Annotated in this window: 28 protein-coding genes and 3 tRNA genes; 17 read left to right on the plus strand and 14 right to left on the minus strand. The window is 63.8% G+C overall.

Annotation, left to right across the window (positions count from 1 at the left end):
- Nucleotides 1–6 precede the first annotated feature (6 nt).
- Nucleotides 7–393, plus strand: a complete 387-nt coding sequence (locus JT689_RS01835; protein ID WP_010902021.1) for an Hsp20/alpha crystallin family protein — start codon at nt 7–9, stop codon at nt 391–393.
- A gap of 5 nt (nt 394–398) precedes the next feature.
- Here JT689_RS01835 and JT689_RS01840 read toward each other — a convergent pair whose 3' ends face one another.
- From JT689_RS01840 to JT689_RS01865, 6 genes are all read right to left on the minus strand, one after another.
- A complete protein-coding gene (locus JT689_RS01840; protein WP_010902022.1) occupies nt 399–1,256 on the minus strand; it encodes a RimK family alpha-L-glutamate ligase in 858 nt (285 codons plus the stop codon).
- A gap of 95 nt (nt 1,257–1,351) precedes the next feature.
- Nucleotides 1,352–1,882 (minus strand): 50S ribosomal protein L16, encoded by a 531-nt coding sequence (locus tag JT689_RS01845; RefSeq protein ID WP_010902023.1) that lies wholly within the window; start codon nt 1,880–1,882, stop codon nt 1,352–1,354.
- 201 nt (nt 1,883–2,083) lie between these two features.
- Entirely contained in the window at nt 2,084–2,278 is a 195-nt protein-coding gene (locus JT689_RS01850; RefSeq protein ID WP_012289092.1) for a cold-shock protein, read from the minus strand.
- 115 nt (nt 2,279–2,393) lie between these two features.
- A complete protein-coding gene (locus tag JT689_RS01855; protein ID WP_010902025.1) occupies nt 2,394–3,050 on the minus strand; it encodes an HAD family hydrolase in 657 nt (218 codons plus the stop codon).
- 56 nt (nt 3,051–3,106) lie between these two features.
- Nucleotides 3,107–4,078 (minus strand): C-terminal binding protein, encoded by a 972-nt coding sequence (locus JT689_RS01860; protein ID WP_205251346.1) that lies wholly within the window; start codon nt 4,076–4,078, stop codon nt 3,107–3,109.
- A 122-nt stretch (nt 4,079–4,200) separates the two neighbouring features.
- The gene (locus tag JT689_RS01865) at nt 4,201–4,629 is read right to left on the minus strand and encodes a hypothetical protein (protein WP_229373384.1); all 429 of its coding nucleotides are present in this window, start codon (nt 4,627–4,629) and stop codon (nt 4,201–4,203) included.
- A gap of 214 nt (nt 4,630–4,843) precedes the next feature.
- Between JT689_RS01865 and JT689_RS01870 the strand changes: the two genes are divergently transcribed.
- The 3 genes from JT689_RS01870 (at nt 4,844) to JT689_RS01880 (ending at nt 7,774) form a co-directional block, all read left to right on the plus strand.
- Complete coding sequence (locus tag JT689_RS01870) at nt 4,844–5,179, plus strand: tyrosine-type recombinase/integrase (protein WP_205251347.1); 336 nt, start codon at nt 4,844–4,846, stop codon at nt 5,177–5,179.
- A 650-nt stretch (nt 5,180–5,829) separates the two neighbouring features.
- Complete coding sequence (locus tag JT689_RS01875; protein WP_205251348.1) at nt 5,830–6,747, plus strand: hypothetical protein; 918 nt, start codon at nt 5,830–5,832, stop codon at nt 6,745–6,747.
- Between the two features lie 778 nt (nt 6,748–7,525).
- The gene (locus tag JT689_RS01880; RefSeq protein ID WP_205251349.1) at nt 7,526–7,774 is read left to right on the plus strand and encodes a hypothetical protein; all 249 of its coding nucleotides are present in this window, start codon (nt 7,526–7,528) and stop codon (nt 7,772–7,774) included.
- A 281-nt stretch (nt 7,775–8,055) separates the two neighbouring features.
- On the opposite strand, the gene JT689_RS01885 is transcribed toward JT689_RS01880, so the two are convergent.
- Nucleotides 8,056–8,129: transfer RNA gene (locus tag JT689_RS01885), tRNA-Phe, on the minus strand.
- Nucleotides 8,130–8,436: 307 nt separating this feature from the next.
- On the opposite strand from JT689_RS01885, the gene JT689_RS12350 reads away from it, so the two are divergent.
- The 3 genes from JT689_RS12350 to JT689_RS01900 all read left to right on the plus strand — a co-directional run bounded on the left by JT689_RS12350 (nt 8,437) and on the right by JT689_RS01900 (nt 10,434).
- The gene (locus tag JT689_RS12350; protein ID WP_229373385.1) at nt 8,437–8,805 is read left to right on the plus strand and encodes a type IV pilin N-terminal domain-containing protein; all 369 of its coding nucleotides are present in this window, start codon (nt 8,437–8,439) and stop codon (nt 8,803–8,805) included.
- A gap of 64 nt (nt 8,806–8,869) precedes the next feature.
- Nucleotides 8,870–9,547 (plus strand): helix-turn-helix domain-containing protein, encoded by a 678-nt coding sequence (locus JT689_RS01895; protein ID WP_205251350.1) that lies wholly within the window; start codon nt 8,870–8,872, stop codon nt 9,545–9,547.
- A gap of 104 nt (nt 9,548–9,651) precedes the next feature.
- Nucleotides 9,652–10,434 (plus strand): SDR family oxidoreductase, encoded by a 783-nt coding sequence (locus tag JT689_RS01900; protein WP_010902034.1) that lies wholly within the window; start codon nt 9,652–9,654, stop codon nt 10,432–10,434.
- 435 nt (nt 10,435–10,869) lie between these two features.
- Here the strand turns inward: JT689_RS01900 and JT689_RS01905 are convergent.
- Nucleotides 10,870–10,943 (minus strand) — tRNA-Val (locus JT689_RS01905).
- Between the two features lie 82 nt (nt 10,944–11,025).
- On the opposite strand from JT689_RS01905, the gene JT689_RS01910 reads away from it, so the two are divergent.
- The 3 genes from JT689_RS01910 to JT689_RS01920 all read left to right on the plus strand — a co-directional run bounded on the left by JT689_RS01910 (nt 11,026) and on the right by JT689_RS01920 (nt 14,300).
- Nucleotides 11,026–11,517: a DUF192 domain-containing protein gene (locus tag JT689_RS01910; RefSeq protein WP_205251351.1), complete on the plus strand. Its 492-nt coding sequence runs from the start codon at nt 11,026–11,028 to the stop codon at nt 11,515–11,517.
- Between the two features lie 67 nt (nt 11,518–11,584).
- Nucleotides 11,585–13,510 carry an ABC transporter ATP-binding protein gene (locus tag JT689_RS01915; protein ID WP_205251352.1) on the plus strand — a complete coding sequence of 642 codons (1,926 nt, stop codon included), beginning with the start codon at nt 11,585–11,587 and terminating at the stop codon, nt 13,508–13,510.
- A 46-nt stretch (nt 13,511–13,556) separates the two neighbouring features.
- Nucleotides 13,557–14,300 (plus strand): creatininase family protein, encoded by a 744-nt coding sequence (locus JT689_RS01920; protein WP_136361072.1) that lies wholly within the window; start codon nt 13,557–13,559, stop codon nt 14,298–14,300.
- 11 nt (nt 14,301–14,311) lie between these two features.
- On the opposite strand, the gene JT689_RS01925 is transcribed toward JT689_RS01920, so the two are convergent.
- Nucleotides 14,312–14,698 (minus strand): DUF5790 family protein, encoded by a 387-nt coding sequence (locus JT689_RS01925; protein ID WP_136361073.1) that lies wholly within the window; start codon nt 14,696–14,698, stop codon nt 14,312–14,314.
- 43 nt (nt 14,699–14,741) lie between these two features.
- Nucleotides 14,742–15,071, minus strand: a complete 330-nt coding sequence (locus JT689_RS01930) for a dihydroneopterin aldolase family protein (RefSeq protein ID WP_205251353.1) — start codon at nt 15,069–15,071, stop codon at nt 14,742–14,744.
- Between the two features lie 98 nt (nt 15,072–15,169).
- Between JT689_RS01930 and azf the strand changes: the two genes are divergently transcribed.
- Complete coding sequence (gene azf, locus JT689_RS01935) at nt 15,170–15,937, plus strand: NAD-dependent glucose-6-phosphate dehydrogenase Azf (RefSeq protein WP_205251354.1); 768 nt, start codon at nt 15,170–15,172, stop codon at nt 15,935–15,937.
- A 575-nt stretch (nt 15,938–16,512) separates the two neighbouring features.
- Here the strand turns inward: azf and JT689_RS01940 are convergent.
- A complete protein-coding gene (locus JT689_RS01940) occupies nt 16,513–17,220 on the minus strand; it encodes a hypothetical protein (RefSeq protein ID WP_205251355.1) in 708 nt (235 codons plus the stop codon).
- A 249-nt stretch (nt 17,221–17,469) separates the two neighbouring features.
- On the opposite strand from JT689_RS01940, the gene JT689_RS01945 reads away from it, so the two are divergent.
- Nucleotides 17,470–18,339, plus strand: coding sequence for a M48 family metalloprotease (locus JT689_RS01945; protein WP_010902046.1), 870 nt, complete (start codon nt 17,470–17,472; stop codon nt 18,337–18,339).
- Between the two features lie 4 nt (nt 18,340–18,343).
- Nucleotides 18,344–18,607 (plus strand): hypothetical protein, encoded by a 264-nt coding sequence (locus JT689_RS01950; protein WP_229373386.1) that lies wholly within the window; start codon nt 18,344–18,346, stop codon nt 18,605–18,607.
- A gap of 2 nt (nt 18,608–18,609) precedes the next feature.
- On the opposite strand, the gene JT689_RS01955 is transcribed toward JT689_RS01950, so the two are convergent.
- Nucleotides 18,610–19,224, minus strand: coding sequence for a hypothetical protein (locus JT689_RS01955; protein ID WP_205251356.1), 615 nt, complete (start codon nt 19,222–19,224; stop codon nt 18,610–18,612).
- Between the two features lie 473 nt (nt 19,225–19,697).
- Here JT689_RS01955 and JT689_RS01960 point away from each other — a divergent pair, with 473 nt between their 5' ends.
- Complete coding sequence (locus JT689_RS01960; RefSeq protein ID WP_205251357.1) at nt 19,698–20,771, plus strand: hypothetical protein; 1,074 nt, start codon at nt 19,698–19,700, stop codon at nt 20,769–20,771.
- Between the two features lie 838 nt (nt 20,772–21,609).
- Here the strand turns inward: JT689_RS01960 and JT689_RS01965 are convergent.
- Nucleotides 21,610–21,682 (minus strand) — tRNA-Arg (locus JT689_RS01965).
- 150 nt (nt 21,683–21,832) lie between these two features.
- Here JT689_RS01965 and JT689_RS01970 point away from each other — a divergent pair.
- The 3 genes from JT689_RS01970 to JT689_RS01980 are packed head-to-tail and all read left to right on the plus strand — an operon-like array spanning nt 21,833 to nt 24,779.
- Nucleotides 21,833–23,260: a single-stranded DNA binding protein gene (locus JT689_RS01970; RefSeq protein ID WP_205251358.1), complete on the plus strand. Its 1,428-nt coding sequence runs from the start codon at nt 21,833–21,835 to the stop codon at nt 23,258–23,260.
- Nucleotides 23,261–23,313: 53 nt separating this feature from the next.
- Nucleotides 23,314–23,766 (plus strand): histone family protein, encoded by a 453-nt coding sequence (locus JT689_RS12470; RefSeq protein WP_205251359.1) that lies wholly within the window; start codon nt 23,314–23,316, stop codon nt 23,764–23,766.
- A complete protein-coding gene (locus JT689_RS01980; protein WP_010902051.1) occupies nt 23,763–24,779 on the plus strand; it encodes a histone deacetylase in 1,017 nt (338 codons plus the stop codon). The genes JT689_RS12470 and JT689_RS01980 overlap by 4 nt, the downstream gene beginning before the upstream one ends.
- Here JT689_RS01980 and cca read toward each other — a convergent pair.
- Nucleotides 24,758–26,116: a CCA tRNA nucleotidyltransferase gene (gene cca, locus JT689_RS01985; protein ID WP_205251360.1), complete on the minus strand. Its 1,359-nt coding sequence runs from the start codon at nt 26,114–26,116 to the stop codon at nt 24,758–24,760. The two genes, JT689_RS01980 and cca, sit on opposite strands and share 22 nt — an antisense overlap.
- Nucleotides 26,117–26,173 lie beyond the last annotated feature (57 nt).

Consider the following 26,173-nt stretch of genomic DNA (forward strand, 5'->3'; position numbering starts at 1 on the left):
CGGGCCATGAGACGCGACGACCGGGATGACCCGTTTGATGACATTTTCCGGGAGATTGAACGCATGATGGAGGACATGATGGCTGACGGCCAGCGCCTCGACCGCGGCGACCAGTCCGGGTTCGCCTCCAGCACCCACGTCGACGTTCACGAAACCGAGGACGCGATCCGCGTCATCGCCGACCTCCCGGGGGTCGAGAAAGACGACATCTCCATCCAATGCGACGGCACGTCGGTCACCGTCAGCGCCCAATCCGGCCACCGCGAATACGACGAACGCGTTGACCTCCCGGGGCGCGTCGACGCCCACTCCGGGGCCGCCACGTACAACAACGGCATCCTCGAAGTCGCGTTCGACCGCACGGAGTCCTCCACGAACATCGACGTCCAGTAACGCCGTCACGCCCGCCCGTCCCCGGCGGTCCGCCGAACCAACGCCGCCAGCCGATCGTAGAACTCGGCCTCGTACTTCGCGGTGTCGTCGATCGTCGGCCGCGCGTTCGTCTCCACGACCACCGCGCGCTCGTCGGTCGCCAGCACGTCCACGCCGAGCAACGACACGTCGAGCGCGGCGGCCGCGTCGACCGCCAGCGCGCGCAGCCGATCCGGCAGTGACACGCCCGCCGCGGTCGCGCCCTGGTGGACGTTGTGCTTCCAGCCCGCGCTGTCCCGCCGCACCGCGCCGACCACCCGGCCGTCGAGCACCATCACGCGGTAATCGGTGGCGTCGGGAACGAACGCCTGGATCAGATAGGACTTGTCGCCGGTCGCCCGGTAGTCGTGGACCAACTCCAGGTAGTCAGTCACCCCACCCAACGAATCCGGGTCCGAGACCTTCGTCACCCCGACGCCCCGCGTGGCCGAGTTCGGCTTCACCACCACCGGCGGCTCCAACGCCTCGAACACGCCTCTGACCGCGTCCTCGTCGGCCGGGTTCGACACGTAGACGGTTTCAGGCACCGGCACGCCGGCGTCCGACAGCAGCGCCAGCGCCCCCGCCTTGTTCCGCGACCGCAACACGGCCTCGCGGCCGTTCACCCACGGCACGTCGATGAACGCGTCCACGACACCGCCCTCCATCAGCCGGCCCGGATAGACGAACCCCGCGTCGAAGCGATCCGCGTCAACCGGCGGCGCGTCGAGACGCGTCACCGAACCGGTGACCGTGACGTGTTCGGCGCGAACCCCGCGCTCGGCAAGTGGCTCCTGCATCCGCGCGAACGTCTCGGCGTCGTTGGCGACCGCCAGCCCCAGCATACGCCAGGCAGTCGGCGGTCCACGGGAAAAAAGGCGTGGCTCCACGGGTGACAGCAAGCCGGACCGAGAACCCGGCGTCTCGGCGTCGCGCTTCGCTACCGGACGAGCAGCGTCTCGCCGCGCTCGACGTTGATCTTGCACGGCGGCGTGATCTTGTTGTACGCGCGCCGGAACGCCTCCTTGACGGCGGCAGCCTGTTCGACCTCGCAGTAGGCCGTGAACAGCTGATCGCCGGGCTGGATGCGGGCGGCAGTGCCCACCGGGACGCCGAACGCCTGGCGCATCCCGTCGGAGACACGGTCGGCACCCGCGCCGGTCGCCTGCTTGTTCTCCCGAATGATCTGGTGGGGGAACTTGCGCAGCTGCATCTTGTAGTTGCCCTCACCGAGCTCCTTGATGAGGTGGCGGTTCGCTGACAGCCGCGCGGCCTCCAGGGAGCCATGACGGAGCTGGCACTCTTCCTGGGGAACAAGGCTGATCTGTACGGGATAGTCGTCGGCGTCGGCCTGCAGGTCGCCCATCTTGTGCTGGGCGATCTTCGAACCGGGGATGCCGGTGACGTAGTCCCGCCGCGTGTACGACGGCTTGTCGATCTTCCGGTACATGGAAGCCGGCTTCTCGGACATAGGTACTACCCGTGGCTCAGGGTCAGCGCGCGAATAAAGGCTTCGAAGCGTCGCCGAGCACGCCCGCTGCAGGCAGCCGGCGCTCCTCGACGTGCCATCGCGCAGAAAACCGGCGCGTGGGCCGTGAGGCCACACCCGTCCGTTGTACTCCGTCGGTGGAGTACGCCACTCTGGAAACGATTCGTCTATACGGAATCCCGATTACAGACGGGTGAGGTTCGTTGCGCGCGGGCCTTTGTCGGCCTGCTCGATGTCGAACTCGACTTCCTGACCTTCCTCCAGGTCAGGACCGCCGACGTCCTCCATGTGGAAGAAAACGTCCTCGTCCGCGTCCTCAGTCTCGATGAAACCGTAGCCGCCAGTGTCGTTGAAGAAGTCAACTTCGCCTGTCGCCATTGCAACTGTACTGTGACGCCTCGCACTCATAACGCTTGTGGCCTGGCGGGACGCCCTCTCGCACCGCGTCCCGCGGCTGTTGGGCCCGCGTCCGCCGCGATTCCGGGTGCACGCGCTACTCGCAGATGTCGTGCAGATCGCTGAGGCAGTCGATGTCCCAGGTCGGCCACGCGTTCAACTCCCAGCTCTCCCGGTGGGGGCGTCGAATGAACGCCGAGTCGATGCCCGCGTTCTCCGCGGCCCGAATGTCGCTTTCGTTGTCCCCGACGAACAACGCGGTGTCGGCGTCCAGGTCCGCGAGCGCGCGGTCGATGTAATGGCTGTTGGGCTTCCGGCGCTCCAGGCTCTGAATCGTCGGTTCGCGCCCGTACGCAGCGCCAAAGAGGTCCCGAACGCCGAAATGATCGAGCACGAAATCCACCGTTGCCTGCTGGTTCGACGACACGATCCCCATGTTCACGTTGAGGTCATGGAGGGTGTCGAGGTCGTCGTACAGCGTCTTGCGGCCCTCCCGGACTTCGTCGCGCTGGGCCTCCGTGAGCGCCCGGTCGCGCTCCGGCCAGAAGTCCTTCGGGGAGATCCCGTACCGGCTGCAGACGTCGCCGACTGTCTTCGGGGTCGCGCCGATCGTCATCGCTTCGACATCCTCGGGGTCTGGGTCGTCCACGTTGAACCGCCTGAACGTCTCCTCGGTGGCCCGCTCCAGCACGTCGTACCGGGTGCGGCCAACGAGAACCCCGTCGTTGTCGAACACGACGGTGTCGTAGGTCATGGTGGCAGTTGCGGCGTCAGACTCATAAGGGTTTCATCACCGCCACCCGCGCCGACTCACGCCACCCGCGTTCGCTCGGGCACCCCATCGCCGTCAGCCACCGCCGCCACCGTCCCCGCCAGCGACGCCACCAGTGACTCCGCCGCCGCCTCCGAATACCACCCGCAGTGCGGCGTCACGAGCACGTCACTGCGACCCACCAACGGCGACTCGACGGGCGGCTCCGTCGGCAACACGTCAAGCGCCGCCGCCGACACGGGGCCGTCCTCAAGCGCCCCTGCCAGGGCCGCGTCGTCCACGACGGCCCCGCGGCCGACGTTCACCACGACGGCACCCTCGGGGAGTCGGCTGCACGCCGCCTCGTCGACGAGCCCCCGCGTCTCCTCGGTCAACGGCGCAAACACCACCAGGACGTCCGACTGCGCGCAGACCGCCTCGAACTCCGCCATCGCCACGCCGTGGCGCTCGGCGGTCGCCGCGTCCACGTACGGGTCGTAGGCGATCACCGACTCCGCCACCGTCGTCGCTGTGTCCGCCACCCCGCGAGCGATCTCCCCGAACCCGACGAACCCCACTGTCGCGTCCGCCAGCCGCAGCGGAGCCGGCGCGTCGTTCCACGCCCACCCGCCGCGGCGCGTCTGCCGGTCGTACTCGTGGAGCCGGCGGGCAGCCCCGAACACCAGCGACAGCGCGTGCTCGCCGACCTCCCGGGTGCAGTACGACGGCGCGTTCGCCACTGCGACGCCGTGGTCGGCGGCCGCCGCACAGTCGATCGCGTCCACGCCGACGCCCGCCCGCACGATCGCGGCCACGTCGCCGTCGATCTCCGCGATGGTCTCCGCCGGCACCGGTGTCTCGGGACCGCCGACGACCACGTCAGCCCCGGTGTCGTCGACCGCAGCCACGAGCCCCTCACCCGTCTCCACCCGCCGGTGCTCGAACGCCACGTCCCGGGTCGCCCGGTCGGCCACCGCGTCCGGGAGCGCTCCCAACATCCCCATTCCGTCGCTTACCAGTACGGTGAACATGCGATACGCACGCTTCGCAGCGCCCCAGTGAATGCCTTCCCCCGGACACCATCCCCTGGGAATTTGGTACTGGGACTACACTGTGTCGCCGCGTCCCGGCTTCGGGTCCGCCCGCCGCGATCCTACGTCCGCGTTCCCGCTCCCGTTTTCGACGGCGCGTGTGTGCGCCGGCGCGGCACGGCCGGCGGCACGTCGTCGTCGGTCAGCGTCGTCCAGTCGAACGCCGGCACCAGCACGTCGAACGCGTCCTCGACGGTCACCGCACCGACCCCCACCGTCTCAGCGCTGTCCGGCCGGTACTCGTGGGCGTCAGCGACCGCCAGCCGTGGCGAGCGCCTCACACCCAACAGGCCCGGTGGGTGGTAGGTCACGGCCGACTGTGTCGCCACGTACAACGCGTGGCGGTCGTACGCGACCACCACACAGCCGTCATCGATGCCGTCGGCTGTCTGCACCGCCGCGTACACCACGTCACGATCCCAGCCCGGCACGCCCGCCACGTCACCCGGCTCGGTGACGTAGTAGCTGTGTCTGGCCGACGGTGCGAACACGTCCCGTCTCGATCGCGGGCCGACACGCATACCCGACCCTACCACCCGCGCCGCCATACGCCCACCGGCGGCTACGACCGCCCAGCCGTGCGACGGCGGCGACCTAGAATCCATCTCTCTGGAGGGGCAACCCGACGCCCTCCGAATCTTCATCCGCTGGTATGGGTCCATTGACGCGGTCGAGACGGGCCTACACGAGAAGTTCGGTGCTCTCATGCTGAAACTCGACAAGACCGACAAGCAAAGCGAGAGCATCCTCGATACCGACAAAGCGGAGGCTCTGCTCGAATACCAGCACAAGTTTGAACACGCCTCTCGTCCCCACGTCATCATCGAGATTCTATGGCACACCAGAATTCGACTCGGGGCCCTACACGCGCTGGACCTCGACGACTATGACGAGGACGAGGACCGGCTCACCCTTCGTCATCGGCCAGAGGAGGAGACGCCGCTCAGGAACACGGCGGAAAGAGAGCGTATCGCCGCTCTAAGCACCGAAGTCTGCCGCTCAATCGAAGGCTGGCGAGACTATAACCACCATTACGTATAGGATGAGCATGCTGAGAGCCCCCTTCTCACGAGTCGGAACGGGCGCATGAATCGGTCGAGCATCCGCGATGTGGCCTACATGGTCACTCGTCCCTGCTATCACTGCGAGGATTTTCCCGAAGGGTGCGATCCGGACGATTGTGAGGTCGCCGAGCATGGCGGATATAGCAAGTGGCAGTGAATGCCTCCCCTCATGACATTCGGCGAGGATCTATCACTCACCTCCTGACCAAAGACGTTCCCGAGAAAGCGGTCTCTGATCGGATGAACCTCGGCCAAGACGTTTTGGACAAGCACTACGACAAGCGAGACGAGGAAGTGAAAGTCGAACAATGCCGAGGCTACACCAACGATATATAGACGGCCCTCCCTTTTCTTCGGTCGAATCTCGTCTCTGGTCTTTGCCTTTGGGTCTGGATTGATCCTAAGCGGGCTAAATCACGTTCTTAGCGGCGCGATAGAATTCACAGCATTTGCTGAATGAATATTCACTGCGCTTATACTGTCTATCTCGCCCATAGAATAGGTCTGCATATTCTCCGTGATTCCACAAGGACGTATTGATTCAACTACTACGAACAAACAAGGCTTCGCATCTATTTTCTCTTTGGTGGGGTGACGCTTTTACGAACATAGTACATTACCAGCATCATGGAAAATCTCATCTACTTGGATGAAGATGCGGTAAACGAGGAACTTATTACTCACCACGGGGGTAAACTTGAGGAGACAATCCAGCGGATGAGTAGAGACGTGAGTGTCGGTGGTAGCGTTGAAGGGCAAGCGGGTGAACCAACCGGGCTACTCGCTCGATTGAAAGGCGCTATATCTGCGGATTATCAGCGGGGGAAAGAGAAGGAATTCGTATATGATCTGACTGATGAAGTCGCAAAGTTTGCTCTACTACTGGAAGTCTTTGATGCCTCTGGAGCAACTGAAATAGATTCGAACTTTGACGCCAGCGATAGGGATAACCTCGCTACAGATGCACCGATTATGATTACCGCGCCGCTGGTTCGTATCCCGATCGGGGAAATCAAAAACCAGTTTGATGTTACCGAGGAGTTAGACTTACTCGGCGAAGGTTTCGCTGACTTAGCAAAATCTGGACTGCTTGATGACGAACAGATGGAGGACATTGAACAGATGCAAGACGATATCGAAAGTCTTGGTTATGCCATTAGCGGAACGAAGAAGATGTTCGACTCTCTCTCACAAGACGACGATATCTATCGGACAAGCAGCTCATCAGAAGCCGACTTTGTGATGGGGCTGCCAGACCAGCAGTTCCGCAATCGTCCGAGAGACTTTCCCAGCACCTCAAAGGAGTATGTAGTTATCGGTAAAATTATGACCAAAGTTGAGAAGGGCGATTCTATCCCATTCATTAACTTCGCCGAGCTTGCTGAGAAGAAAGTAGATAATCCGAGAGATCAGAAAAGAGAAGAAACGAAAATTAAACGTAAAGTTGCAGATATGGCAGACGAGATGCTCGATAGGGAAGTTCGTATGTCGGAGTTTGAACTTTCCCATCCTGACGTTCAGATGGAACCGCTTGCTATCTACTGAGTTGTAGGTTTACTATTAAACTCATACGCACCAAAACTAAATTTCTTTTTGTTGTCTCTGCAAATCTAAATTGTAACTGCTGAGTAGAAATCTATGATAGCATACCCTCTATTGGAATATGCCAGTTCCCGACGGTTATTCCGGATAATGCACACGAGGACTCGATAATCTCTCACAGGCGGATCTGGGCTTCTAAGCCGCCCAGACTCGGTATAATTCCTGCGAATATTTTTGATGTTCTCCGCAACCTGCGAGAACAGTCCGCTGAGAGATCAGGAGGGTGCGGTAAGAGCAAAGTGAATATTCGAGGGGAATCATAGTCTGGGTTCTCTCTTTCCAAAGCGACTAAGTTAGCGGGTGCAGTACACGTTCATGGCAGAGACGGAATCCCATCTTGGGATTGGAGTCCTAGTTTCAGACGAAACCTTGAGGTGTTGAAGCACGCGTGCCTACGGCTACCGGCGGGTCTGTACAGCGAGCATGGACCCGCCTAGCCTCAGGCCTCGCGTTTGCGGAAGACCATGAGTGAGAACCATGACATCACGCAAATCGATCGAGGCCGAAGACGAATCAGTTCCAGACCCCGAAGACGAGCTACCCTACCGGGACCACTTGGAATGGTTGGCTTTGCTCCTCGGTATCATTGAGGCGCTCAGCCGGATCTTGTAGGTGAACTAAAGGGCGGCGGTCCGTCCCAATCATCCTTGATTCCGTACTGATTGGCGGTTACACGCCATACTGCCCGCTTTCGGGCACCAATTGTCAGTAGGCTTCTATAATGAGTGATATGGCGGAATTAACCAGTGAGCGGTCGAGAGAAACCGAACAGTTGCGGAATCGAGTCAATGACCTACTCGAAGAGTACGAGGTTCCCGAGAAGGTCAACGTCACCCCGAAGCAGGTCGTAATTCTCCGGGAAGTTCTCGATGAATTCACCGAGGCGCAAGGTAACGCCTTGGTCACTCACTCCCAGACGTGGGCTCGGGAGAACAAACAGCTGGATGATCAAAGTACGCAGCACGAGTAACCACAAGGGATTCCTGGGTCAAATGTAGTCGAAGCGCCCGAAGGCGTCGGGCCGCGAGTGAAACCACGTTCAAATCTACTCGGGCAACGAGGCAGATAATCGCTGTAACGCGTTGCTGTCTGGTGAATACTATCCGAGTGAAAAGGATATGCCGCCTCCCGGATTTGAACCCCGCCGAGACGTACTCGCTTCGCTGCGCGCGACTCGTCCGGTTCAAATCGTGGTCGGCGTCGTTTCTTCGACGGACGGCTCGCTACGCTCGCGGTTGCGTTCTCAGAATATGCCGCCTCCCGGATTTGAACCAGGGACAGCTCGATCTTCAGTCGAGTGCTCTCCCAGTCTGAGCTAAGGCGGCTCGTGTCCGTACTGATGCCGGGTGCAGAAAAAAGGGTTTCGAATCGCGGCGCTGTCACTCCCGCGGAGCCGCCGTATTTTGGTCGGCCTACATTTTCCCCCGGTACTTTTGTTCACCGTCCGCCGACGTGCCGTCCGGCTAGTTTGTCGTTCCCACACGTCATAGCGGGTATCGTCGGGGTCTACCCGTCAGGTGGGTTTAAGTACGTCCGGTATGTAGCCGTCCGTAGCCACACGCAGCGACCAGCGTGACGCGAACCCTCCGGGGGAGATCGTTCCAGCGGTGGTTGGCGTGGCAGGGTTCACAAATGACAGACCTCAGCCTCTTCGACACGGACGCGGACGAACGCGCTGTGTCGCCGGTCATCGGCGTGATTCTGATGGTAGCTATCACCGTGATCCTCGCGGCGGTCATCGCGACCGCAGTGCTTGGATTCGGTGACGGAAACCTCCAGAGCAACGCGCAAGCCGGCGTCACAGCCGAACAGCTCGACAACGGCTCCTACGATGTCACCCTCACCAAACTCGGTGACAACACCGAAGGCATCTACTGCAGCGACAAAGGGTACGACAAAAACGTCACTTCGGTGGGCAACCGACTCACTGGCTGCGGCGAGAACGCGAGTGTTGTTGCCTACACCAGTGGGAACGACACGCAAGTCGTCCGGACGCTGTAGGACGGCGACCACAGTCCGGCCTGGGGCCGGCTCGTTTATCCGACGTGAATCCTGAGACAGCCCCATGGCTATCGTCGCTGAGATCCTGCTTGCAGATCCCGACCTGCCACTGGTCAGCGTCGCGGACGCGATCCCCAGCGGGGAACTCTCGATCTCGAACTCCGTCCCGCTCGACGACGGGCGGCTGCTGTTCACGATCCGTGTCGCCGCTGACTCACAGGCGACCTTCGAGGACGAGGCGCGCGCGCACCCACAGGTCGCCAGCGTCTCCGAGATCGGCGCGACCGCCGACGGCTGGTTCTATCGGATCATCGTCGCCGATACCACGGGCCTGGTTGCCTCCCACGATCCGGCAGAGTTCGAAGGGGTCGCCTTGGAGGCCACCGTGACCGCCGACGGCATCCACGAACAGAAGGTGTTCTCGGACTACGACGCGCTGGCCACGCTCCGCGACCGGTGTGCGGTCAACGACATCCCGTTCGAGCTGGTGGCCATCGCATCCGACCCCGAACACCCCGGTGAGCGCGACCAGTTCGGCCTCACGGACAAACAGTATCGCGCCATCCGGACGGCGTTCGCCCGTGGATACTACGACTCGCCGCGGCAATGCTCGACCCGCGAGCTCGCCGCCGAGCTGGGTGTGTCGGCCGCCGCGGCGTCGGACCTGTTGCGCCGCGCGGAACGCCAGCTCATCGGCGAAACCGTCGGCCCCGAGCACGCCCGACCGATGCATGCTCCGTGACGTGCACACCACTGCCGACCTGCCCACCGCACACACTACCCGTATATAAATCCCCGTACTGGTAAACACAGCACGCTCGTGGTTGCACCACGTACGACGACGTGATGGAAGCCGACTCAGACCCAACAGACGCGCAGTCCGCACACGACCACGAACTCGCCGGTGACGTCGCAATCGTCACGGGCGCGTCCTCGGGCATCGGCGAGGCCACCGCCGAAGCACTCGCCGCGGAGGGCGCCCACGTCGTCCTCGCAGCCCGCCGCGCCGACGAACTGGCGGCGCTCGCCGACCGCATCGAGGACACCGACGGTGACGCGCTCGTCGTCCCCACGGACATCACCGACGACGACGCCATCGACGACCTCGTTTCGGAGACCGTCGACGAGTACGGCCGCATCGACATCCTCGTCAACAACGCCGGCGTCATGCTGCTCGAACCGCTGGAGCGGGCCGACCGCTCGAACCTCCGCCAGATGGTGGAGGTCAACCTGCTCGGGCTCATGAACCTCACCCACGCCGTCGTCCCGATCATGCAAGACCAGGACGCCGGCCACGTCGTCAACGTCTCCTCGGTCGCCGGCCGGCAGGCCGACGCCGACTCCAGCGGCTACAACGCCACCAAGTTCGGCGTGAACGCGTTCACCGACGCGATCCGCCAGGAGCTCACCAGCCAGGACATCCGCACCACCATCATCGAACCGGGGGCTGTCGACACTGAACTCTCCACGCACGTGCCCGACGAGCAAGTCCTCGAACGCTTCGCGGAGATGGACCTGCCCATGCTGCACCCCGATGACATCGCGCGCGGCATCGTCTACGCGACGAGCCAGCCACAGCGCGTGGACGTCAACGAACTCCTGATCCGCCCGACCGGCCAGGAACTGTAGGCCGCCATCCCCGCCGTATCGCTATCGAACACCCATCCATGTGGGCTTTCCCAGCGGTTCTGCTGCCCTCCGTTCTGTCGTGACTGACTCCTGGCTAGTGTAGAGTGACCGCCCAGCAGAATCCGGACGTGCACGCATTGCGTAGCCGTTTCGACAGCCAGCACGTGGCCCAGTCAGCCAGCAGTGGAACGACCGTCGACATCGAGAACCGGGGAGACGTTGTTGTATGAGCGTGAGGTTGAGCCGAGACTGGTGATGGAGTTTGGTGGCTGGGAAGGCTGGATATGTTCCGTGAGGACTACCTCCGGCAGTACTTGGTGAAAGCCCACTAGCGGGCGAGAGAGGGGTATTCGAACCAGATGAAGACTCACGTCGTTCGTCTTCCAGGGTCCGAACCGCCCTCGCTTCCCACGCTCGTTCGTTGCAGCAGACGAGTGGGTTCGGGCGGATTCGAACCACCGACCTCGGCCTTGTAAAGGCCGCGTCATGACCAACTAGACCACGAACCCGTACCCGTATCGTGCCGTTCGGTCGCAAAAACGGTTTCCTTTCGCCGCAACGACCAAAGCCGCCGCTGGCGTACACATCGGCATGAGGTGGACCGTCCTCGTTGTCGCTGCGTTCGTCGTCGGTGCCGGCTGTGGTGGGCCGCCGATGGCCGCCCAGGACCCCCCATCGACCCCGGAGTCCGGAGATGCGCCGACGGTCACCGTCGTCGACGCGGACACGGGTGTCGAACACGGCAGCGTCGCGGTCGCGGTCGCAGCGACGCGCGGCGAGCGCTACACCGGGCTCAGCACTCGGGAGTCGCTGTCGGCCGACGAGGGGATGTTGTTCGTGCACGAGCGGGCCGGCAGCCGCGCGTACGTGATGCGGTCGATGGCGTTCCCGATCGACATCATCTACGTGGGGGCCGACCGCAACATCACGAGCATCCATCACGCGACGGTCCCCGACGGCGACGGGCCGTTGACCCGCTACGAGGGGCACGGCAAGTGGGTGCTTGAGGTGTCGCTCAACTGGACGGCCGCGCACAACGTCTCGGTTGGGGATCGGGTGCGGATCCCTGCGGCCGGCGAGTAACCAATCAACCGGCGTGTTTCGATTCGTAGGAAACGCTTTTGCCGGGGGCTCACGTTCGGTCAGGAACATGAGTACTGCACCGGACAACGAGGGTGACGACGATCCCTTCGAGGAGCAGCGCGCGGACGTCGACAACGCCATGGTGCAGTTGTTCGACGAGTACGGGCGCGATCACAGCTTTCAGGCAGTTGTCGCCGTTCTGGCGTCGGTGTTTGCGCGCGTGTTGGATCTCGCGCCGCCCGTGTTGCTCGGGTTGGCCATCGACTCCGTCATCCAGGGGAACAAGGCGTTTCTGCCGTTCCTCCCGCAGTCAGTCGTGCCTAGCAGCAAGCCCGACCGGCTGTTGTTCATGGGGGGACTGATCGCGGGGTCGTTCCTGTTGGGGGCGGCGTTCCACTGGATCCGCAACTGGGGGTTCAACTCGTTCAGCCAGCACATCCAGCACCGCGTTCGGACCGACACCTACGACAAGATGCAGCGCCTGAACATGGATTTCTTCGCCACCAAGCAGACCGGCGAGATGATGTCCATCCTCTCGAACGACGTGAACCGCCTGGAGCGATTCCTCAACGACGGCTTGAACTCGGCGTTCCGGCTGTCCGTGATGGTGCTGGCGATCGGCGTCTACCTCTTCGTCGTGAACTGGCAACTCGCCGTTCTCACGATGTTGCCGGTGCCCATCATCGCGCTGTTCACCTACCGGTTCGTGAACGCCATCCAGCCGAAGTACGCCGACGTGCGGTCGTCAGTCGGGCATCTGAACTCCCGACTGGAGAACAACCTCGGCGGGATCCAAGTGATCAAGACGTCGAACACCGAGCGCTACGAGTCGGACCGCGTTGACGACGTTTCACAGGGGTATTTCGACGCCAACTGGGGGGCGATCACCATCCGCATCAAGTTCTTCCCGGCGCTGCGCATCATCTCCGGCGTGGGGTTCGTGTTGACGTTCGTGATCGGCGGCATCTGGGTCGCCACCGGCCCGCCGATGTTCTTCTCCGGAACGCTCGACCCCGGGGAGTTCGTGACGTTCATCCTGCTCAGCCAGCAGTTCATCTGGCCGATGGCGCAGTTCGGCCAGATCATCAACATGTACCAGCGGGCGCGCGCGTCCAGCGAGCGCATCTTCGGGCTGATGAACGAGCCCTCCCGCATCGAGGAGAACCCGGACGCCGACGAGCTCGTCGTTGACGACGGCGGCGTCGTCTACGACGACGTGCGCTTCGGCTACGACGACGACGCCATCGTCGAGCACATCGACTTCCAGGTTGACGGCGGGGACACGCTGGCGCTCGTTGGCCCGACGGGCGCGGGGAAATCCACGGTATTGAAGCTCCTGTTGCGGATGTACGACGTCGATGCGGGCGCGGTCCGTGTCGATGGCCAGGACATCTCCGGGGTGACGCTGCCCAGCCTGCGCCGGCACGTCGGCTACGTCAGCCAGGACACGTTCCTGTTCTACGGCACCGTCGAGGAGAACATCACGTACGGCACCTTCGACGCCGACCGCGAGGCCGTCGTGGACGCCGCGAAGGCCGCGGAAGCCCACGAGTTCATCCAGAACCTCCCGGACGGCTACGACACCGAGGTCGGGGAGCGCGGCGTGAAGCTCTCGGGGGGGCAGCGCCAGCGCATCGACATCGCGCGGGCCATCCTCAAAGACCCCGAGATCCTCGTGCTCGACGAGGCCACCAGCGACGTGGACACGGAGACGGAGATGCTCATCCAGCGCAGCCTCGACCGCCTCACGGAGGACCGCACGACGTTCTCGATCGCCCACCGGCTGTCCACGATCAAGGACGCCGACCAGATCGTCGTCCTGGAGGACGGCGAGATCGTCGAGCGCGGAACCCACGCCGACCTGCTCGGCGACGAGGGGTTGTACGCGAACCTCTGGGGGGTGCAGGCCGGCGAGATCGACGAGCTGCCCGACGAGTTCATCGAGCGCGCGGCCAAACGCCAGGCGACCGTCGACGACCAGGACGACGACTAGCCGGTGGATGGCAGCCTACAAGCGCCGGGGGCGCGTGCCGTCGCGTATGCGGCTCGCAGACGCAACCTGGACGGACGCCGACGGCGTCGACACGGATCTCGCGGTGCTGCCCGTCGGCAGCACGGAACAGCACGGCCCACACGCGCCGCTGGGCACCGATCACATCACCGCTCACGCGGTCGCGGCGGCCGGCGCGGACGCCTACTCGGACGGCGAGGTGATCGTTGCGCCGCCGATCACCGTCGGGGTGTCGGCGGAACACCGCCAGTTCACAGGGACGCTGTGGGTGGCCCCGGACACGTTCCGCGCCACCGTCCGTGACGTGGTGGGGAGCCTCGCGAGCCACGGCTGGGATCGCGTCGTCGTGGTCAACGGGCACGGCGGCAACACCGCCGCGCTGGGCGAAGTCTGTGCCACGATCACGCGCCAGGACGACGCGTACGCGGTGCCGTTCACGTGGTTCGACGCCGTCGGCGACCACAGCAGCGACATGGGCCACGCCGGCCCCCTGGAGACGGCGTTTCTCAGGCACACCGACCCCGAGTTGATCCGCGAGGACCGCGTCCAGGCGGCCGCCGAGGACGGCGCCGACGCCTGGGGGGAGTGGGTGTCACACGCCAACCTCGCCGCCGACGCCGCGGCGTTCACCGACAACGGCGTTGTCGGCGACCCCCGTGCGGGCGACGCGGATCGCGGGGCGGCGCTGCTGGACGCCGCGACCGAGTCGCTGTGTGCCCTGCTCGCCGCCGTCGCGGACCGCGACACGACGGCTCCACTGCCACACCGATAACCGGCGCGTGGTTACTCGTCGGGAAGCGCGCCTCGCAGCTCCGGCAGCGTCTCCGCCAGCGCGCCCGCGTGCTCGCTGGCGGCTTCGAGGTCCGCAAGCACGTCCTCGATGGCCGCCAAGTCGTCGGCGAGGTCGTCGCCGTCGAACGCGTCCGCGCGCTGCCCGATCACGAACGCCTTCTTCGCGTCGCGCACGTGGGACGCCACCTCCTCGGTGTTGAGCGCCGTTTTGAGCGTGTTCAGCACCCCGAGCGTGTTGCCTCCGTCGTCGACTTCCCAGAGAGCGTCGTCGTCCGGAAGCGCGTCCCGGGCGGCCTCGATGTGGCCTTCCACCTCGGCCCGCATCTCCTCGGCGGCCTCCCCGAACAGTTCGTCGTCGTCCAGCGATGACTGGCTCATACTCCCGGCGTTCGGCCGCCGCTGGGTTAAAAGCACGCCCGCGCTACGGGTCGATCTCCGCCAGCCGCATCAACGGATACCCGTCGTCCATCGCCATCTCGGCGGCGACCGTCGTGCCCTCGTAGTCGATGCGCAACTCGACGTCCATGTACTCGCCCGTGAGCTCCGTGTAGCCGTGTTCGACGTCCAAGCGGTCGGTCTTGATGTCGACGGCGACGCCCTCGCAGAACGGCTGGTTTCGGATTGATTCCTCGATCGCGGTCTCCAGGCTCGGCGCGCTCGCCCGACTCACCGGCGTGCCCGCGAACTGGTGGTAGAGCGCGCCGAACTTGATTCCGGCCTCGAAACAGGCTTGCTGAGCGTCAGTCGCCATACCCCGGCTGGGGGCGGCCACGCCTAAGCACTGTTGGCATCCGGCCCGACGGACCGAACCGTACCATTGATGCCCCAGTCGGGCGGATGACTACTCGAATGGACGAGCCGGTCCTCCTCACGGGCGCTTCCGGGCGCGTCGGGCAAGCCATCCTCGGCGGCATCGGCGACGACTACACGTGGCGGCTGTTCGACCGCGAGCCGCCCACCGACGACCCCGACCACGAGTTCGTGGTGGCCGACATCACCGACGAAACAGCGGTGCGTGAGGCCGCCAGCGACGTGGGCGCGATCGTCCACCTGGCCGGCGACCCCCGCCCCGAAGCCCCCTGGGAGAGCGTGTTGCGGAACAACATCGATGGCACGCGGACGGTCCTCGACGCCGCCCTGGCCGCCGGTGTCGACCGCGTCGTGTTCGCGTCCTCGAACCACGCCGTCGGCCACTACGAGACGGACCGCAAACCCGACCTCTACCGCAGCGACGACGACTTCCGGTTGGACGGCACCGAACGCCCCCGTCCGGGGAACCTCTACGGCGTCTCGAAGGCCGCCGGCGAAACGCTCGGCCGGTATTACCACGACGAGCACGGCCTCACGTTCGCCGCCGTTCGCATCGGCAACCTCACCGCGGGCCACCCGCCCATCGACTACGAGCGCGGCCAAGCGATGTGGCTGTCCCCCCGGGACTGCGCGCACCTCATTGATCGCTGTCTCAGCGCGGACTACGACTACGAGGTGGTCTACGGCATCTCGGACAACGACCGCAAATACTACTCGCTGGCGCGTGCCAAAGACGCGCTCGGCTACGAGCCCCGTGACAACTCCGCCGAGTGGGACGGCGACGAGAAGACGGCTGACAGCAGGTAACAGCGCGCTGTGACCCCCGCGTCTTCAGCAGCGTTCCGTGCGCTCACTACCGTCGATCGTCTCCTCGGGAAACACGTCGCCAAGGAGCACGCGTGGCGGGACCGTCGGTGGTTGGTGTGGGGCGCGCTGAAGACAACCCCGACAGCACCGAGCGCCATCACAGCGTTCGCGTACTTTGTCCAGCACCCTCTAGCCAGTCGCTGTTCGCTCCCCCTCTCGGCTGTCGTCTGATGGTTGAGGCAGTCAGCGACCGCGTGGGTGTGATGCAGGCCGGCAAGACGGCGTCGGTGGACGAAACCACCACCCTCAGAACGCAGTGGACTGACGAGACGGTCGCCGACCTGCCGGTCCACCCGCAGCCGGTGGCGCACCTCGATAATATCTCAGACGTGACGGTTGAAGCTGACCGAGTTACCGTCCCCTGTCGGGACTCTCGCGCAAAGGGACACGCAATTGCGCCACTCGAACCGACCTGTGGCGTCGCCGTACTGGTCTCGTGGATCTCGTCCCGCCTGTACTCGGCTATCTCTCGTTCGCCCGCGCTGACATCGCCTGACCGACAGGCGGCCACCCTGCTAATAGGCGCTTCTCAGGTAGGACCTGGCCTCACTCACCCAGTCTTCTCCGTGGTCCGATTTCAACTGCGGTGATTCAGCTCGCACAGTCCCATCCACGAAGAACTTCCCCGTCCGATCGCCATCCGACACCTCGACGTACAATCCCCTCGCTCTACTCCCGATCTCCCGATGCATGAACTCCGCATCCGGATGGGTCTGCCAGCTGTCGGGTGTGGACGCGCTCCTCGCAGAGCCGGAGCCGCGTCGCTGATTGACTGTTGGTCGATGAATCCAGGTCACTTGATGCTGGGTTGGCGGTTCAACACCGGAGAACGAACCCAGCTCCCTGGAAACGAACTCCTGCCACCATTTTTCTCCGGACCCATACCCGGCGGGGTAGACTGGGTAGACGTGTTCGATGAAGTGTTCGGCGTCGGCCTCTCCTACTGCCTGCAGCTCGTCGTAGACCGCCGACAGAGAATCACGTTCACCTTTCTCTCTGATGGATTTCGTCTCGTGTGATCCGCCACTATATGCTGCACTGTTCGCTCCTCGCTCACTAGTATCGGCTCCCGACATATCAGCCACATATAACAAGACGCCGATAATCCCGAGGAAGAACACTATCCAGAAATATCCTGATTTCCCACGCTTTGCGGCGTGAAACGAGACCACAGTCGCGATAATGAGGTTAACGATAACATACACCAGAAGTATCTCTAGCATTGAGCCACCTCAGCTTTACTCTCCTGAGCATTCATCACGTCACTCCCTGGATCTGGTCACGGGATAAATCATACGCCCTTGGTCCTCCATCGGGCGCTGTTTCGACGGAGTTCGTGGTGGGTGCACTCGTCCGTGTGTTCGGATCGCCCACGCGGCCGTGACGGTGCGTGGCTCACTATCCCCAACTGGATTTATATGCCATGACGAACTAGTGTGGCTCGTATGAGAAATACCGGCCTCAAGATACGGATGGCCATCGTCGGCACCATCCTCTTTGCGTTCTACTCGGTCGCGATCGCTGCCGCGTGGTTTTTCTTCGGTCAGAACCAGACCATCCTCGCGATCGCCATCGTGGGGAGCGTGGTGCTCGTTGGCGTCCAGTACAAAGTCGGGAAGTGGATGGCGCTGCGCAGCGTCGGCGCCGAGGACATGGACGAACAGGAGTTCCCCCGGATCCACCGCCGCGTGGAGTCGCTGTCACGCGACATGGGGATCAAGAAACCGACGCTCAAAGTCGCGAACATGGGCGTCCCCAACGCGTTCGCCGTCGGCCGAAAGGGCAACGGCACCGTCGTGGTGTCGCGTGAGCTCATCGACATCCTCGAACACGAGGAGCTCGACGGCGTGCTCGCCCACGAACTCTCGCACATCGCCAACCGCGACGTGGTGACCATGCAGCTCGGGCAGGGCATCGCGTCGATCGTCGGGATCGTCGCCCAGTACATCGTGTTGTTCTCCGGCGACAACGACCTCGCGGACTTCTTCCTCGCGATCGTCGTGGGGAACCTCGTGCAGTTCCTCGTGACGCTGTTCGTGCTCGCGATCAGTCGCTACCGCGAGTACGTCGCCGACGCGGACGCGCGCCGCGCCATCGGGACCGGCGAACCCCTCGCGCGCGCCCTCGAAAAGATCAGCCAGGGCAACGAGCAGGCCGCCCAACAGCAGCGCCAGCGCACCTCCCGCGGGCGGGGGCGGCGCCAGCGCGGCCAGCGCAACGACGACGGGCTCGACCAGCAGGTGAGCGCGCTGTGCATCTCCAGTCCGGACACGAGCGTCCTCCAGAAACTCGTGTCGACGCACCCGCCAACGGAGAAGCGCATCCAGCGCCTCCGTTCGTAGCGCTGTGATCGAGATCGTCGGTGACAGTGGTGCTGGCCTCCGCGAGCTGCTCGCCGTCGTCCTCGGGGGTGTGCTCGGCGTTGCGATGGTCGCCGCCCCGACGACGGTGGCACGCCTGTCGGTGTTCCTCGGGTCGACCCGGCGGCGCAGACACGACGGCCCCGCGGGCGGCACCGAACTGATCCCCGGCTGGATGCAGTGGGTGGTTCGCGCCGTCGGCATCGTCGTGCTCGGTGTCGCGGCTGTGATCGCCGTCCACGCCGTCTGAGATCAGTCGAACAGTCCGGCGACGTCCGCCTCCCGGCGTTGCTTCCGGCGGACGTGTTGTCGGAGTCGCGTCGCGATCATCGCTCGGTGGTCGGCGTCCGCCGCGAAGTCACACAGCAACCCCGTGATGGCGCCGTAATCGCCGTCGGCAAGCTCCTCACGTGCGTACTCTACGCCGGCCTTGAACTCGTCCGCTTGGTAGCCGGCGGCGTCGGCCAGCACCACCGCGGCCTCCACGGCCGCCGGTGGGCCGAGCGCGGACGGCGTGATCGCGGTCCCAGACACGACCAGCGGCGGTGCTCCAGCGTCGGTGACGCGGTCCGGGTCGTCGGCGAGCGCGTCGAGCGCCGCGTCCGCTGCCCCGACGTCGACGCCCGCATCCTCAGGGCAGCACGCGAACTGTTCGCGGGCGTGTCGGCAGTGCGCGCGCACCGCCTGTGGGTCGTGATCGTGGGCCGCAACGACCGCGGCGGCGAACGCCCGTAGGGCTGCTGTGCAGTGGCGCTCGGCGTCGTCGTCCCGGCAACGAGCCAACCAGCCGTCCGCCAGGGCGTCGCGGGCCGCCCGGTGGTGGCCGGCGTTGTAGACGGCGATCCCGGCACGCAGTGGCGCATCCATACCGCTGCGTTGGCGGCCACGTGGAAAAAGCGCCGCGCCCACGGCCGATCACGCCGACAGCGCACAGCCGGCGCTCGCCGGGTGAGCACTGTGAGAACGTCCGGACGGCGATTTGAACGCCGGTCCCTGGCTCCGCAAGCCACGAAAGCACAACGAAGCCACTGGTGAATCCTACCGTCGTCCGCCGGGTTCCCCCGTCTCGCCCGAGCATAGTTTTGTCATCGACTCTTTCGAGCGTCGTTTGTATATCGTGCTTTCTTTCCCTCCTCTCAGAACGGGTCACTTTGACCCCGGAAATATTTCAGGAATGTCATAAGCCGTATGGGCTCTGCAGATTGTCCGTGGATTCACTGATCGTATCCCCTGACCCTTGCTGGTCGGAAGTCACCCGATTGTCATAGAATTGCCTGGAGGGGTAGAAGACAGCAGGATCGCCCAGGTTTTTAACCGAATACGTGTTATACTTGCTTAATATGCCGGGTCTGGAACCATACTCTCTGTGGGTTGAGAAGGCCCCCTCTCGTTTACGAGTTAATTCCCTGTCCACGAAGTTACTCGGAACTGATGAGTATGCTCCGTACCTTTTCGTCACGCTTGTCGTTATCATTGATGCTCCAGTATTGTCAACAATAGGGTATATACTCAACAATGGTGAAACTGTTCATCCGTTGATTGACTATCCGTGGTGGATCTTCGTGCCGGTTGGATTACTAATTGGAGTGTACGGAATCAATCGAATCCGCGAAAAATATTTGCATGCAGCAAGACATGTCGGCAAGACCAACTTTAATCTGCCCGTGCCTACTATTAAATATCTTCGGATCAGTATATACATCTTATCACTAATCGCATATGCTGTATTTCTAATTGCACGCCTGCCCCAATTTCTACGTACTGAAGGACAGTTCATCGGCGGAATTAAATGGTTGTTACTGGTACCTTTGTTTTATCTTCCAGTAATATCGGAATTCTTTGTTGTTTATTTACATGGAATATTTTTCGTGTCGATCTCAATTAGTCGCCAAAACGTACCGTTAGATTTCTCAGATCTAAACAATCTCGGTGGGATGGGATGTGTAGGAGATTTAGCCATCTCTTCAACTTCTCTTTACTTCGCGGGATTGACTCTGTGGACAGGGACTACCATTATCGGCCCAATTACCGGAATTAGAGCGGCACCAACAGGCCCAGGGAACTTTTCTATCGGATTTTTCGTAATATCGTGGATCGCGGGCATGTTTTTGTTCCTCTTGTCGATATGGATCCTACATCGTCATATGTACAAAGAGAAGCAGGATAAATTGGATGAAATATCACAGGAGGTTCGTTCTCTTGGTTCTGATGATGAATTCTTCCCATATACTACTACTAGCGACTCAAATGAGTCATTGAAATACATTCAAAAGTATATAAATTTACAGAGGGTTAGAGAAACGAAAACCTACCCGATAGATGCAGATAAAATCTGGGAAGCCAGTGTTTCGGCCATAATACCAATTATTTTGCAAATTGTTTCTCTTTATTTCAATGGCGCGTTCTGTTTTTGAGATCCTTAATTAACATGGGATTATGCACAAGATCTGAATGGGTATCATTGCACATCCTCTCCACCTCATGTGGATCTGCTGATGATCAGAGATAACACAGGTGCTGTGTGTCAAATGCTAGTATTTTCGAACGTCTGTCCTCTCTCTTCACGCACCTCCCTCGGAACGTCGCGCTGTTCGTTCGACAGACCTTCCGGATGATCATCTCCCCAAACTGGCTCCGTCAGAGGTGCGTATCTCATCCCACTTCCGACGTATTCAACCAGAGGCGTGGACACAATCGTCCATCATCTGCTGGTCACTCTTGCATCGTTGTGGAGTTGCTTCACCAAGGCCATATCTGCCCGTTCGTCACAGAATTAGAATGGAAGAACTCAGCCGAGGATCTGTGGCTTCGTTCAGTGTCACGTATCAGTAGAGGGCAGCAAAGCCGAGTGCTGCACCGATAGATCCTCTGTAGTAGGATTGAACTCATTGCTATTCTCGGCCATCACCTTTGTGTTCGTGTGTTACGGCAGTTGTGTAGCGTCCTTCTTGCTCCCACACGCCGGTAAAACTGGTCAGTGCGGGAAAAACAAATCAGAGCAGTTGACTTCGCGTAGTCCCCTTCCGATCCAGGGTCCTTGCTAAAGTCCAGGACACACTTGATGTATGCGCGCCGATGCTCCGCGTAGTCCGTAATTTCTCGTTCTGCGAGCTGTGCTACCGTGGCTCATGAATGAACGGGACCCCCCGACAGCCCCGGGGTTGCTTGCCTGGCGCTCCCTCGTTGGCTCCGATCATACGTTGTCTCCATCGTCGGAGACAGAGGAAACCGCCAGACAGCAGAAAGGTGGTACGTCCGGACGGCGATTTGAACGCCGGTCCCTGGCTCCGCAAGCCAAGAGGATAGTCCACTACCCTATCCGGACTCACTCAGGTGTAGCCCGGGGCTACGTAAAGCGGTTACGATCGTGCCGCCCGATGACAGTCGTTTTCATGGTGGTGGGCGAGCGCACGCGCTGCACCCATCGGGACACCGTAAACGCTTATGGTGGCCGTCGCCTTGGCCTGAACCGACAATGGGCGCGATTGAGGACGTGTACGCTGACCTCGACACCGACGTGTCTATCGAGGAGTTCCGGGAGGCCGTCGAGTCGAAGGTCGAACAGATGGGGGGGCTCGCCGACGAGGAGACGGCGGCGATGCTCATCGCCCACGGGATCGACGACGGCGAGGTGAACGGCGTCGCGGACATCGACTCCGAGATGGACGAGGTGAAGTTCATCGCGAAAGTCACCCGCGTGGGTGACGTCCGCACGTTCGACCGCGAGGACGCCGACGACGACGACGATGCGGCCGCCGAGGGGCGGGTGGTGAACGTCACGGTGGCCGACGAAACGGACGACGTCCGGGTCTCGCTGTGGGACGAACAGGCCACCGCGGCCGCCGACGACCTCGCCCCCGGGGACGTGCTCCGCATCAAGGGGCGGCCGACGGACGGCTACAACGGCCTGGAGGTCAGCGCCGACGAGGTCGAACTCGACGCCGACGAGCAGATCGACGTCCAGATCCAGGACGAATACGACGCCGCCGACCTCTCGTTGGGGGTTTCGGACGTGACCCTCGTCGGGGAGGTCCTGGACACCGAGGCCGTCCGGACGTTCGACCGTGACGACGGCAGCGAGGGTCGTGTGTCGAATCTCGTGGTGGGCGACGAGACCGGCCGAGTGCGAGTGACCCTGTGGGACGACCAGGCCGACACCGCGACGGATCTCGACGCCGGGGCCGTCGTCGAGATCGTGGACGGATACGTCCGCGAGCGAGAGGGCAGCCTCGAACTCCACGTCGGGGACACCGGCGCGGTCACGCCGGTCCCGGACGCCGACGTGTCGTTCGTTCCGGACACCACGTCCATCGACAGCCTCGAACAGGACAACACCGCGGACATCGCGGGCGTCGTTCGGTCGGTCGACCCCACGCGCACGTTCGACCGCGACGACGGCAGCGAGGGCCAGGTACGCAACGTCCGCCTGCAGGACGACACCGGCGACATTCGGGTTGCGTTGTGGGGCGAAAAGGCCGATCTGGACGTCGGCCCGGGCGACGAAGTGGCGGCCCTCGACGTGGAGATCCAGGACGGCTGGCAGGACGACATCGAGGCGTCGGCCGGCTGGCAGGCGTCGGTGATCCCGCTGTCGGACAGCACCCAGGACGACGCCGCCGCCGGCAGCGACGGCCCCGACCGCGGGCTGGCGGCGTTCGGTGCCGACAGCGACGACGAGCCCGCCGCCACCGACGACGCGGCCGACACACAGACTCCACACAGCGACACGCCCGTGGAGTTCACCGGCGTCGTCGTGCAGGCCCAGGACCCGCTGATTCTGGACGACGGCGAGGAGACGATGAGTGTCACCACCGACGCCGACGTGACTCTCGGCCAGGAGGTCACCGTCCGCGGCTCGCTCGACGACGGCCGGCTCCACGCCGACGACGTCACGGAGTCGTGACTCGCGTCGAGGTAACGGAAACAATTAAGCGTGCGAGCGCCACGATGTGACGCATGAGCGTCGAACTCCCGTTCGCCCCGGTGGATTCACTCATCCGGGGGCACGCGGGTGACTTGCGAGTGAGCGCTGGCGCGGCCGAGGAACTCGCGCGCCGCATCCAGCGTCATGGGGCGATCCTCGCCGTGGACGCAGCCGCCGCCGCACGCGAGGACGGCCGAAAAACCCTGATGGCGTCCGACTTCGAGGGGGTCGTGCGCCCGCGCGACGACACGGCACCGGACCGCCGCGGCGACCTCGCACTCCCAGTTGCCCCCGTCGACCGCATCGCCCGCCTGGAGATCGACGACCGGTTCCGGGTGTCCGAGGACGCACGCGTCGCGCTCGCGGGCGTGCTCGAGGCGTACGCCGCCGACATCGCTGACGGCGCAGCGGTGCTCGCCGAGCACGCCGGCCGCCGCACCGTCCAAGCCGAAGACATACAGACGTACGTCACGCTCGTGGAATGAGATTCGGATTCAGCGAGGCGTGTCTCGAACACGACCCGGGGGTGCGGCATCCCGAGAGCCCCGACCGCCTCCGGGCGATCAAGCGTGGCCTCCAGAAGCGCCACGGCGTCACCTACGAGGACGCCCCGGACGCCGACCTATCGGACATCACGGCCGTCCACGATCCCGACTACGCGACCGAGGTGCGGTCGTTCTGCGAGCGCGGCGGCGGCAGCTGGGACCCCGACACCGCCGCCACCGAGTCCACGTGGCCGGCCATCCGCGCCAGCGCAGGCCTCGCGATGGACGCCATAGACGCCGCCCTGGACGGCGCTGACGGCCGCGACACGCCGTTCTCGCTGGGGCGGCCCCCCGGCCACCACGCGATCACCGACGACGCAATGGGGTTTTGCTTCGTGAACAACGCCGCCGTCGCCGCCCAGCACGCTCTCGACGCCCACGGGCTGGATCGGGTCGCGATCTTCGACTGGGACGTCCACCACGGCAACGGCACCCAGGACATCTTCTACGACCGCGGTGACGTCTTCTACACGTCCATCCACGAGGACGGCCTCTACCCGGGCACCGGGTCGGTCGCACAGACCGGCGACTGCGACGGCGCGGGCACGACGCTGAACCTCCCGTTCCCGACCGGGGCCGGGGACGCCGACTACGCGGCCGCCGTCGACGACTTCATCGCGCCCGCGATCCGGGCGTTCGACCCGGATCTGTTCGTGGTGAGCGCGGGCTTCGACGCCCACCACCACGACCCGATCTCACGCCTCCACCTCTCGACGGAGGGGTACGCGATGCTCACCGACCGTGTGCGCCGCATCAGCGCCCGGACGGACGCCCCGCTGGCGTTCGTCCTCGAAGGCGGGTACAGCCTCGACACGCTCGCCGACGGCGTCAGCACGGTCCACGAGACCTTCGACGGGCGCGACCCAACCGAGCCCGAGGACGACGTCAGTGACAGCGTGCGCGACCTCTTCGAGCGCGTCCGGGACACGCATCAGGCCTTCGGGTCGACGTAGGCCGCCAGCTCACTCTCGAACTCCGGCAGCAACGCCTCCACAACGGCATCGCCGACGTACACGTCGTAGTCGCCGCTGGCCACCCGGGACTCGATCCGCGCGCCCAGCGCAACCGTCCCCAGTTCGGTGCGCGCGAACCCACCGGCGGTCCGCACGTCCCGGTCGCGCTCCACGACGTACCGCCCGTCGTCGTCGACGAACGGCCCGTAGACGCCGTCATCGTCGGCGTACGTTTCGTAGAACCGCTCGGCGTGGGTGCCCACGGAGACCGGCGGGCCGACGTGGCGCTCAACGGCCGGCAGCTCGGCGCTCGCAAGCCCCACGAACACCACCGCGCGCTCGTCGGCCCACGCGGCCGCCCGCACCACGTCGAAGCCGTGCTCGCGGAGCCCGCGCACGACCCCATCACGGGACCGATAGAGCTGCGGGTAGAGCTGGTCGGCGACCACGTCCGGGGCGTCCAACACCACCGCCAGCGGGGTCGTGTCGCGGCGGTCGATGTGCGAGCGCAGCGCCGCCGCATCCAGGGGAGCCGGGGACGCCGGCGTGAACGCGTCCTCGCTGGGGGTGGCGCGGAACCGGCGGGCGTGGTGCTGGACGGTGGCGACGTTCGCTGCCGACACGACGGCGGCGACGTTGCGCTCCGGATCGGTGGGGTCCACGACCACCAGCGGATCGTCGAACGACGCCTGCTGGTGGGCTGCGGGGTCGATCACCACGGGCGGCTGCCAGTCCTCGATGGCCGCCAGCATCGCCTGGAAGCCACCGTATTCGACGACCAGCAGCTCGCAGAGATACCCCGAGAACCCCTGCGTGCGGAGGTCGCTGCCGTACACGCCGATCCCTTTCAGGAACTGCTTGCACAGCCGCACGTCGGCGGCGAGGTCGTCGTCGAGGCGCTCCTGGAGGTAGGTGGTGTGGAACGGCGTCCGATCCACCGCGGACTTGATCTCGGTCGCCGCCGCCACGTCGTAACACGGCACCAGATCCACCGCGTAGCCCTCGAACGTCCCGGTCACGTAGGGGTGTTCGGCGTACTCCTCGTGGCCGTCCGGCAGCACCGCCGCGCCCACGGTCGTGCCGTAGGTCTCTAGCTGTTCGCGGGGGAGGTCGCTGGGGAACCGCACGAACAGGTCGATGTCTCGGTCCCCCGCAACCCACGTGCCACGGGCGGTGCTGCCGACCTGTACCACGTCGGCGGCCACGGGTAGCTCCGCGATCGCGGCCTCGGCGCGCTCGGTGAGCCGGCTGGCAGCCGCCGCGAGCGCGCGCCGCTCGGCGGGCGTCGGATCGACGCGCTGGCGCACGCGCTCGATGACTGCTGCGGCGTCGGTCATACGCCTCGTTCGGCGCTCCGCGTCTAAGCCGTGTCGATGCCCGGACTCCCCGCCCGG

The organism is Halobacterium sp. GSL-19 (assembly GCF_016917855.1).
Taxonomy (GTDB): Archaea; Halobacteriota; Halobacteria; order Halobacteriales; family Halobacteriaceae; genus Halobacterium; species Halobacterium salinarum.

Excerpts from the sequence above, each read along its gene's own strand:
- JT689_RS01835 (WP_010902021.1), top strand. The coding sequence starts at position 7 with ATGAGACGCGACGACCGGGATGACCCGTTTGATGACATTTTCCGGGAG.
- JT689_RS01840 (WP_010902022.1), bottom strand. The coding sequence starts at position 1,256 with ATGCTGGGGCTGGCGGTCGCCAACGACGCCGAGACGTTCGCGCGGATG.
- JT689_RS01845 (WP_010902023.1), bottom strand. The coding sequence starts at position 1,882 with ATGTCCGAGAAGCCGGCTTCCATGTACCGGAAGATCGACAAGCCGTCG.
- JT689_RS01850 (WP_012289092.1), bottom strand. The coding sequence starts at position 2,278 with ATGGCGACAGGCGAAGTTGACTTCTTCAACGACACTGGCGGCTACGGT.
- JT689_RS01855 (WP_010902025.1), bottom strand. The coding sequence starts at position 3,050 with ATGACCTACGACACCGTCGTGTTCGACAACGACGGGGTTCTCGTTGGC.
- JT689_RS01860 (WP_205251346.1), bottom strand. The coding sequence starts at position 4,078 with ATGTTCACCGTACTGGTAAGCGACGGAATGGGGATGTTGGGAGCGCTC.
- JT689_RS01870 (WP_205251347.1), top strand. The coding sequence starts at position 4,844 with ATGCTGAAACTCGACAAGACCGACAAGCAAAGCGAGAGCATCCTCGAT.
- JT689_RS01875 (WP_205251348.1), top strand. The coding sequence starts at position 5,830 with ATGGAAAATCTCATCTACTTGGATGAAGATGCGGTAAACGAGGAACTT.
- JT689_RS01880 (WP_205251349.1), top strand. The coding sequence starts at position 7,526 with ATGAGTGATATGGCGGAATTAACCAGTGAGCGGTCGAGAGAAACCGAA.
- JT689_RS12350 (WP_229373385.1), top strand. The coding sequence starts at position 8,437 with ATGACAGACCTCAGCCTCTTCGACACGGACGCGGACGAACGCGCTGTG.
- JT689_RS01895 (WP_205251350.1), top strand. The coding sequence starts at position 8,870 with ATGGCTATCGTCGCTGAGATCCTGCTTGCAGATCCCGACCTGCCACTG.
- JT689_RS01900 (WP_010902034.1), top strand. The coding sequence starts at position 9,652 with ATGGAAGCCGACTCAGACCCAACAGACGCGCAGTCCGCACACGACCAC.
- JT689_RS01910 (WP_205251351.1), top strand. The coding sequence starts at position 11,026 with ATGAGGTGGACCGTCCTCGTTGTCGCTGCGTTCGTCGTCGGTGCCGGC.
- JT689_RS01915 (WP_205251352.1), top strand. The coding sequence starts at position 11,585 with ATGAGTACTGCACCGGACAACGAGGGTGACGACGATCCCTTCGAGGAG.
- JT689_RS01920 (WP_136361072.1), top strand. The coding sequence starts at position 13,557 with ATGCGGCTCGCAGACGCAACCTGGACGGACGCCGACGGCGTCGACACG.
- JT689_RS01925 (WP_136361073.1), bottom strand. The coding sequence starts at position 14,698 with ATGAGCCAGTCATCGCTGGACGACGACGAACTGTTCGGGGAGGCCGCC.
- JT689_RS01930 (WP_205251353.1), bottom strand. The coding sequence starts at position 15,071 with ATGGCGACTGACGCTCAGCAAGCCTGTTTCGAGGCCGGAATCAAGTTC.
- azf (WP_205251354.1), top strand. The coding sequence starts at position 15,170 with ATGGACGAGCCGGTCCTCCTCACGGGCGCTTCCGGGCGCGTCGGGCAA.
- JT689_RS01940 (WP_205251355.1), bottom strand. The coding sequence starts at position 17,220 with ATGCTAGAGATACTTCTGGTGTATGTTATCGTTAACCTCATTATCGCG.
- JT689_RS01945 (WP_010902046.1), top strand. The coding sequence starts at position 17,470 with ATGGCCATCGTCGGCACCATCCTCTTTGCGTTCTACTCGGTCGCGATC.
- JT689_RS01955 (WP_205251356.1), bottom strand. The coding sequence starts at position 19,224 with ATGGATGCGCCACTGCGTGCCGGGATCGCCGTCTACAACGCCGGCCAC.
- JT689_RS01960 (WP_205251357.1), top strand. The coding sequence starts at position 19,698 with ATGCCGGGTCTGGAACCATACTCTCTGTGGGTTGAGAAGGCCCCCTCT.
- JT689_RS01970 (WP_205251358.1), top strand. The coding sequence starts at position 21,833 with ATGGGCGCGATTGAGGACGTGTACGCTGACCTCGACACCGACGTGTCT.
- JT689_RS12470 (WP_205251359.1), top strand. The coding sequence starts at position 23,314 with ATGAGCGTCGAACTCCCGTTCGCCCCGGTGGATTCACTCATCCGGGGG.
- JT689_RS01980 (WP_010902051.1), top strand. The coding sequence starts at position 23,763 with ATGAGATTCGGATTCAGCGAGGCGTGTCTCGAACACGACCCGGGGGTG.
- cca (WP_205251360.1), bottom strand. The coding sequence starts at position 26,116 with ATGACCGACGCCGCAGCAGTCATCGAGCGCGTGCGCCAGCGCGTCGAT.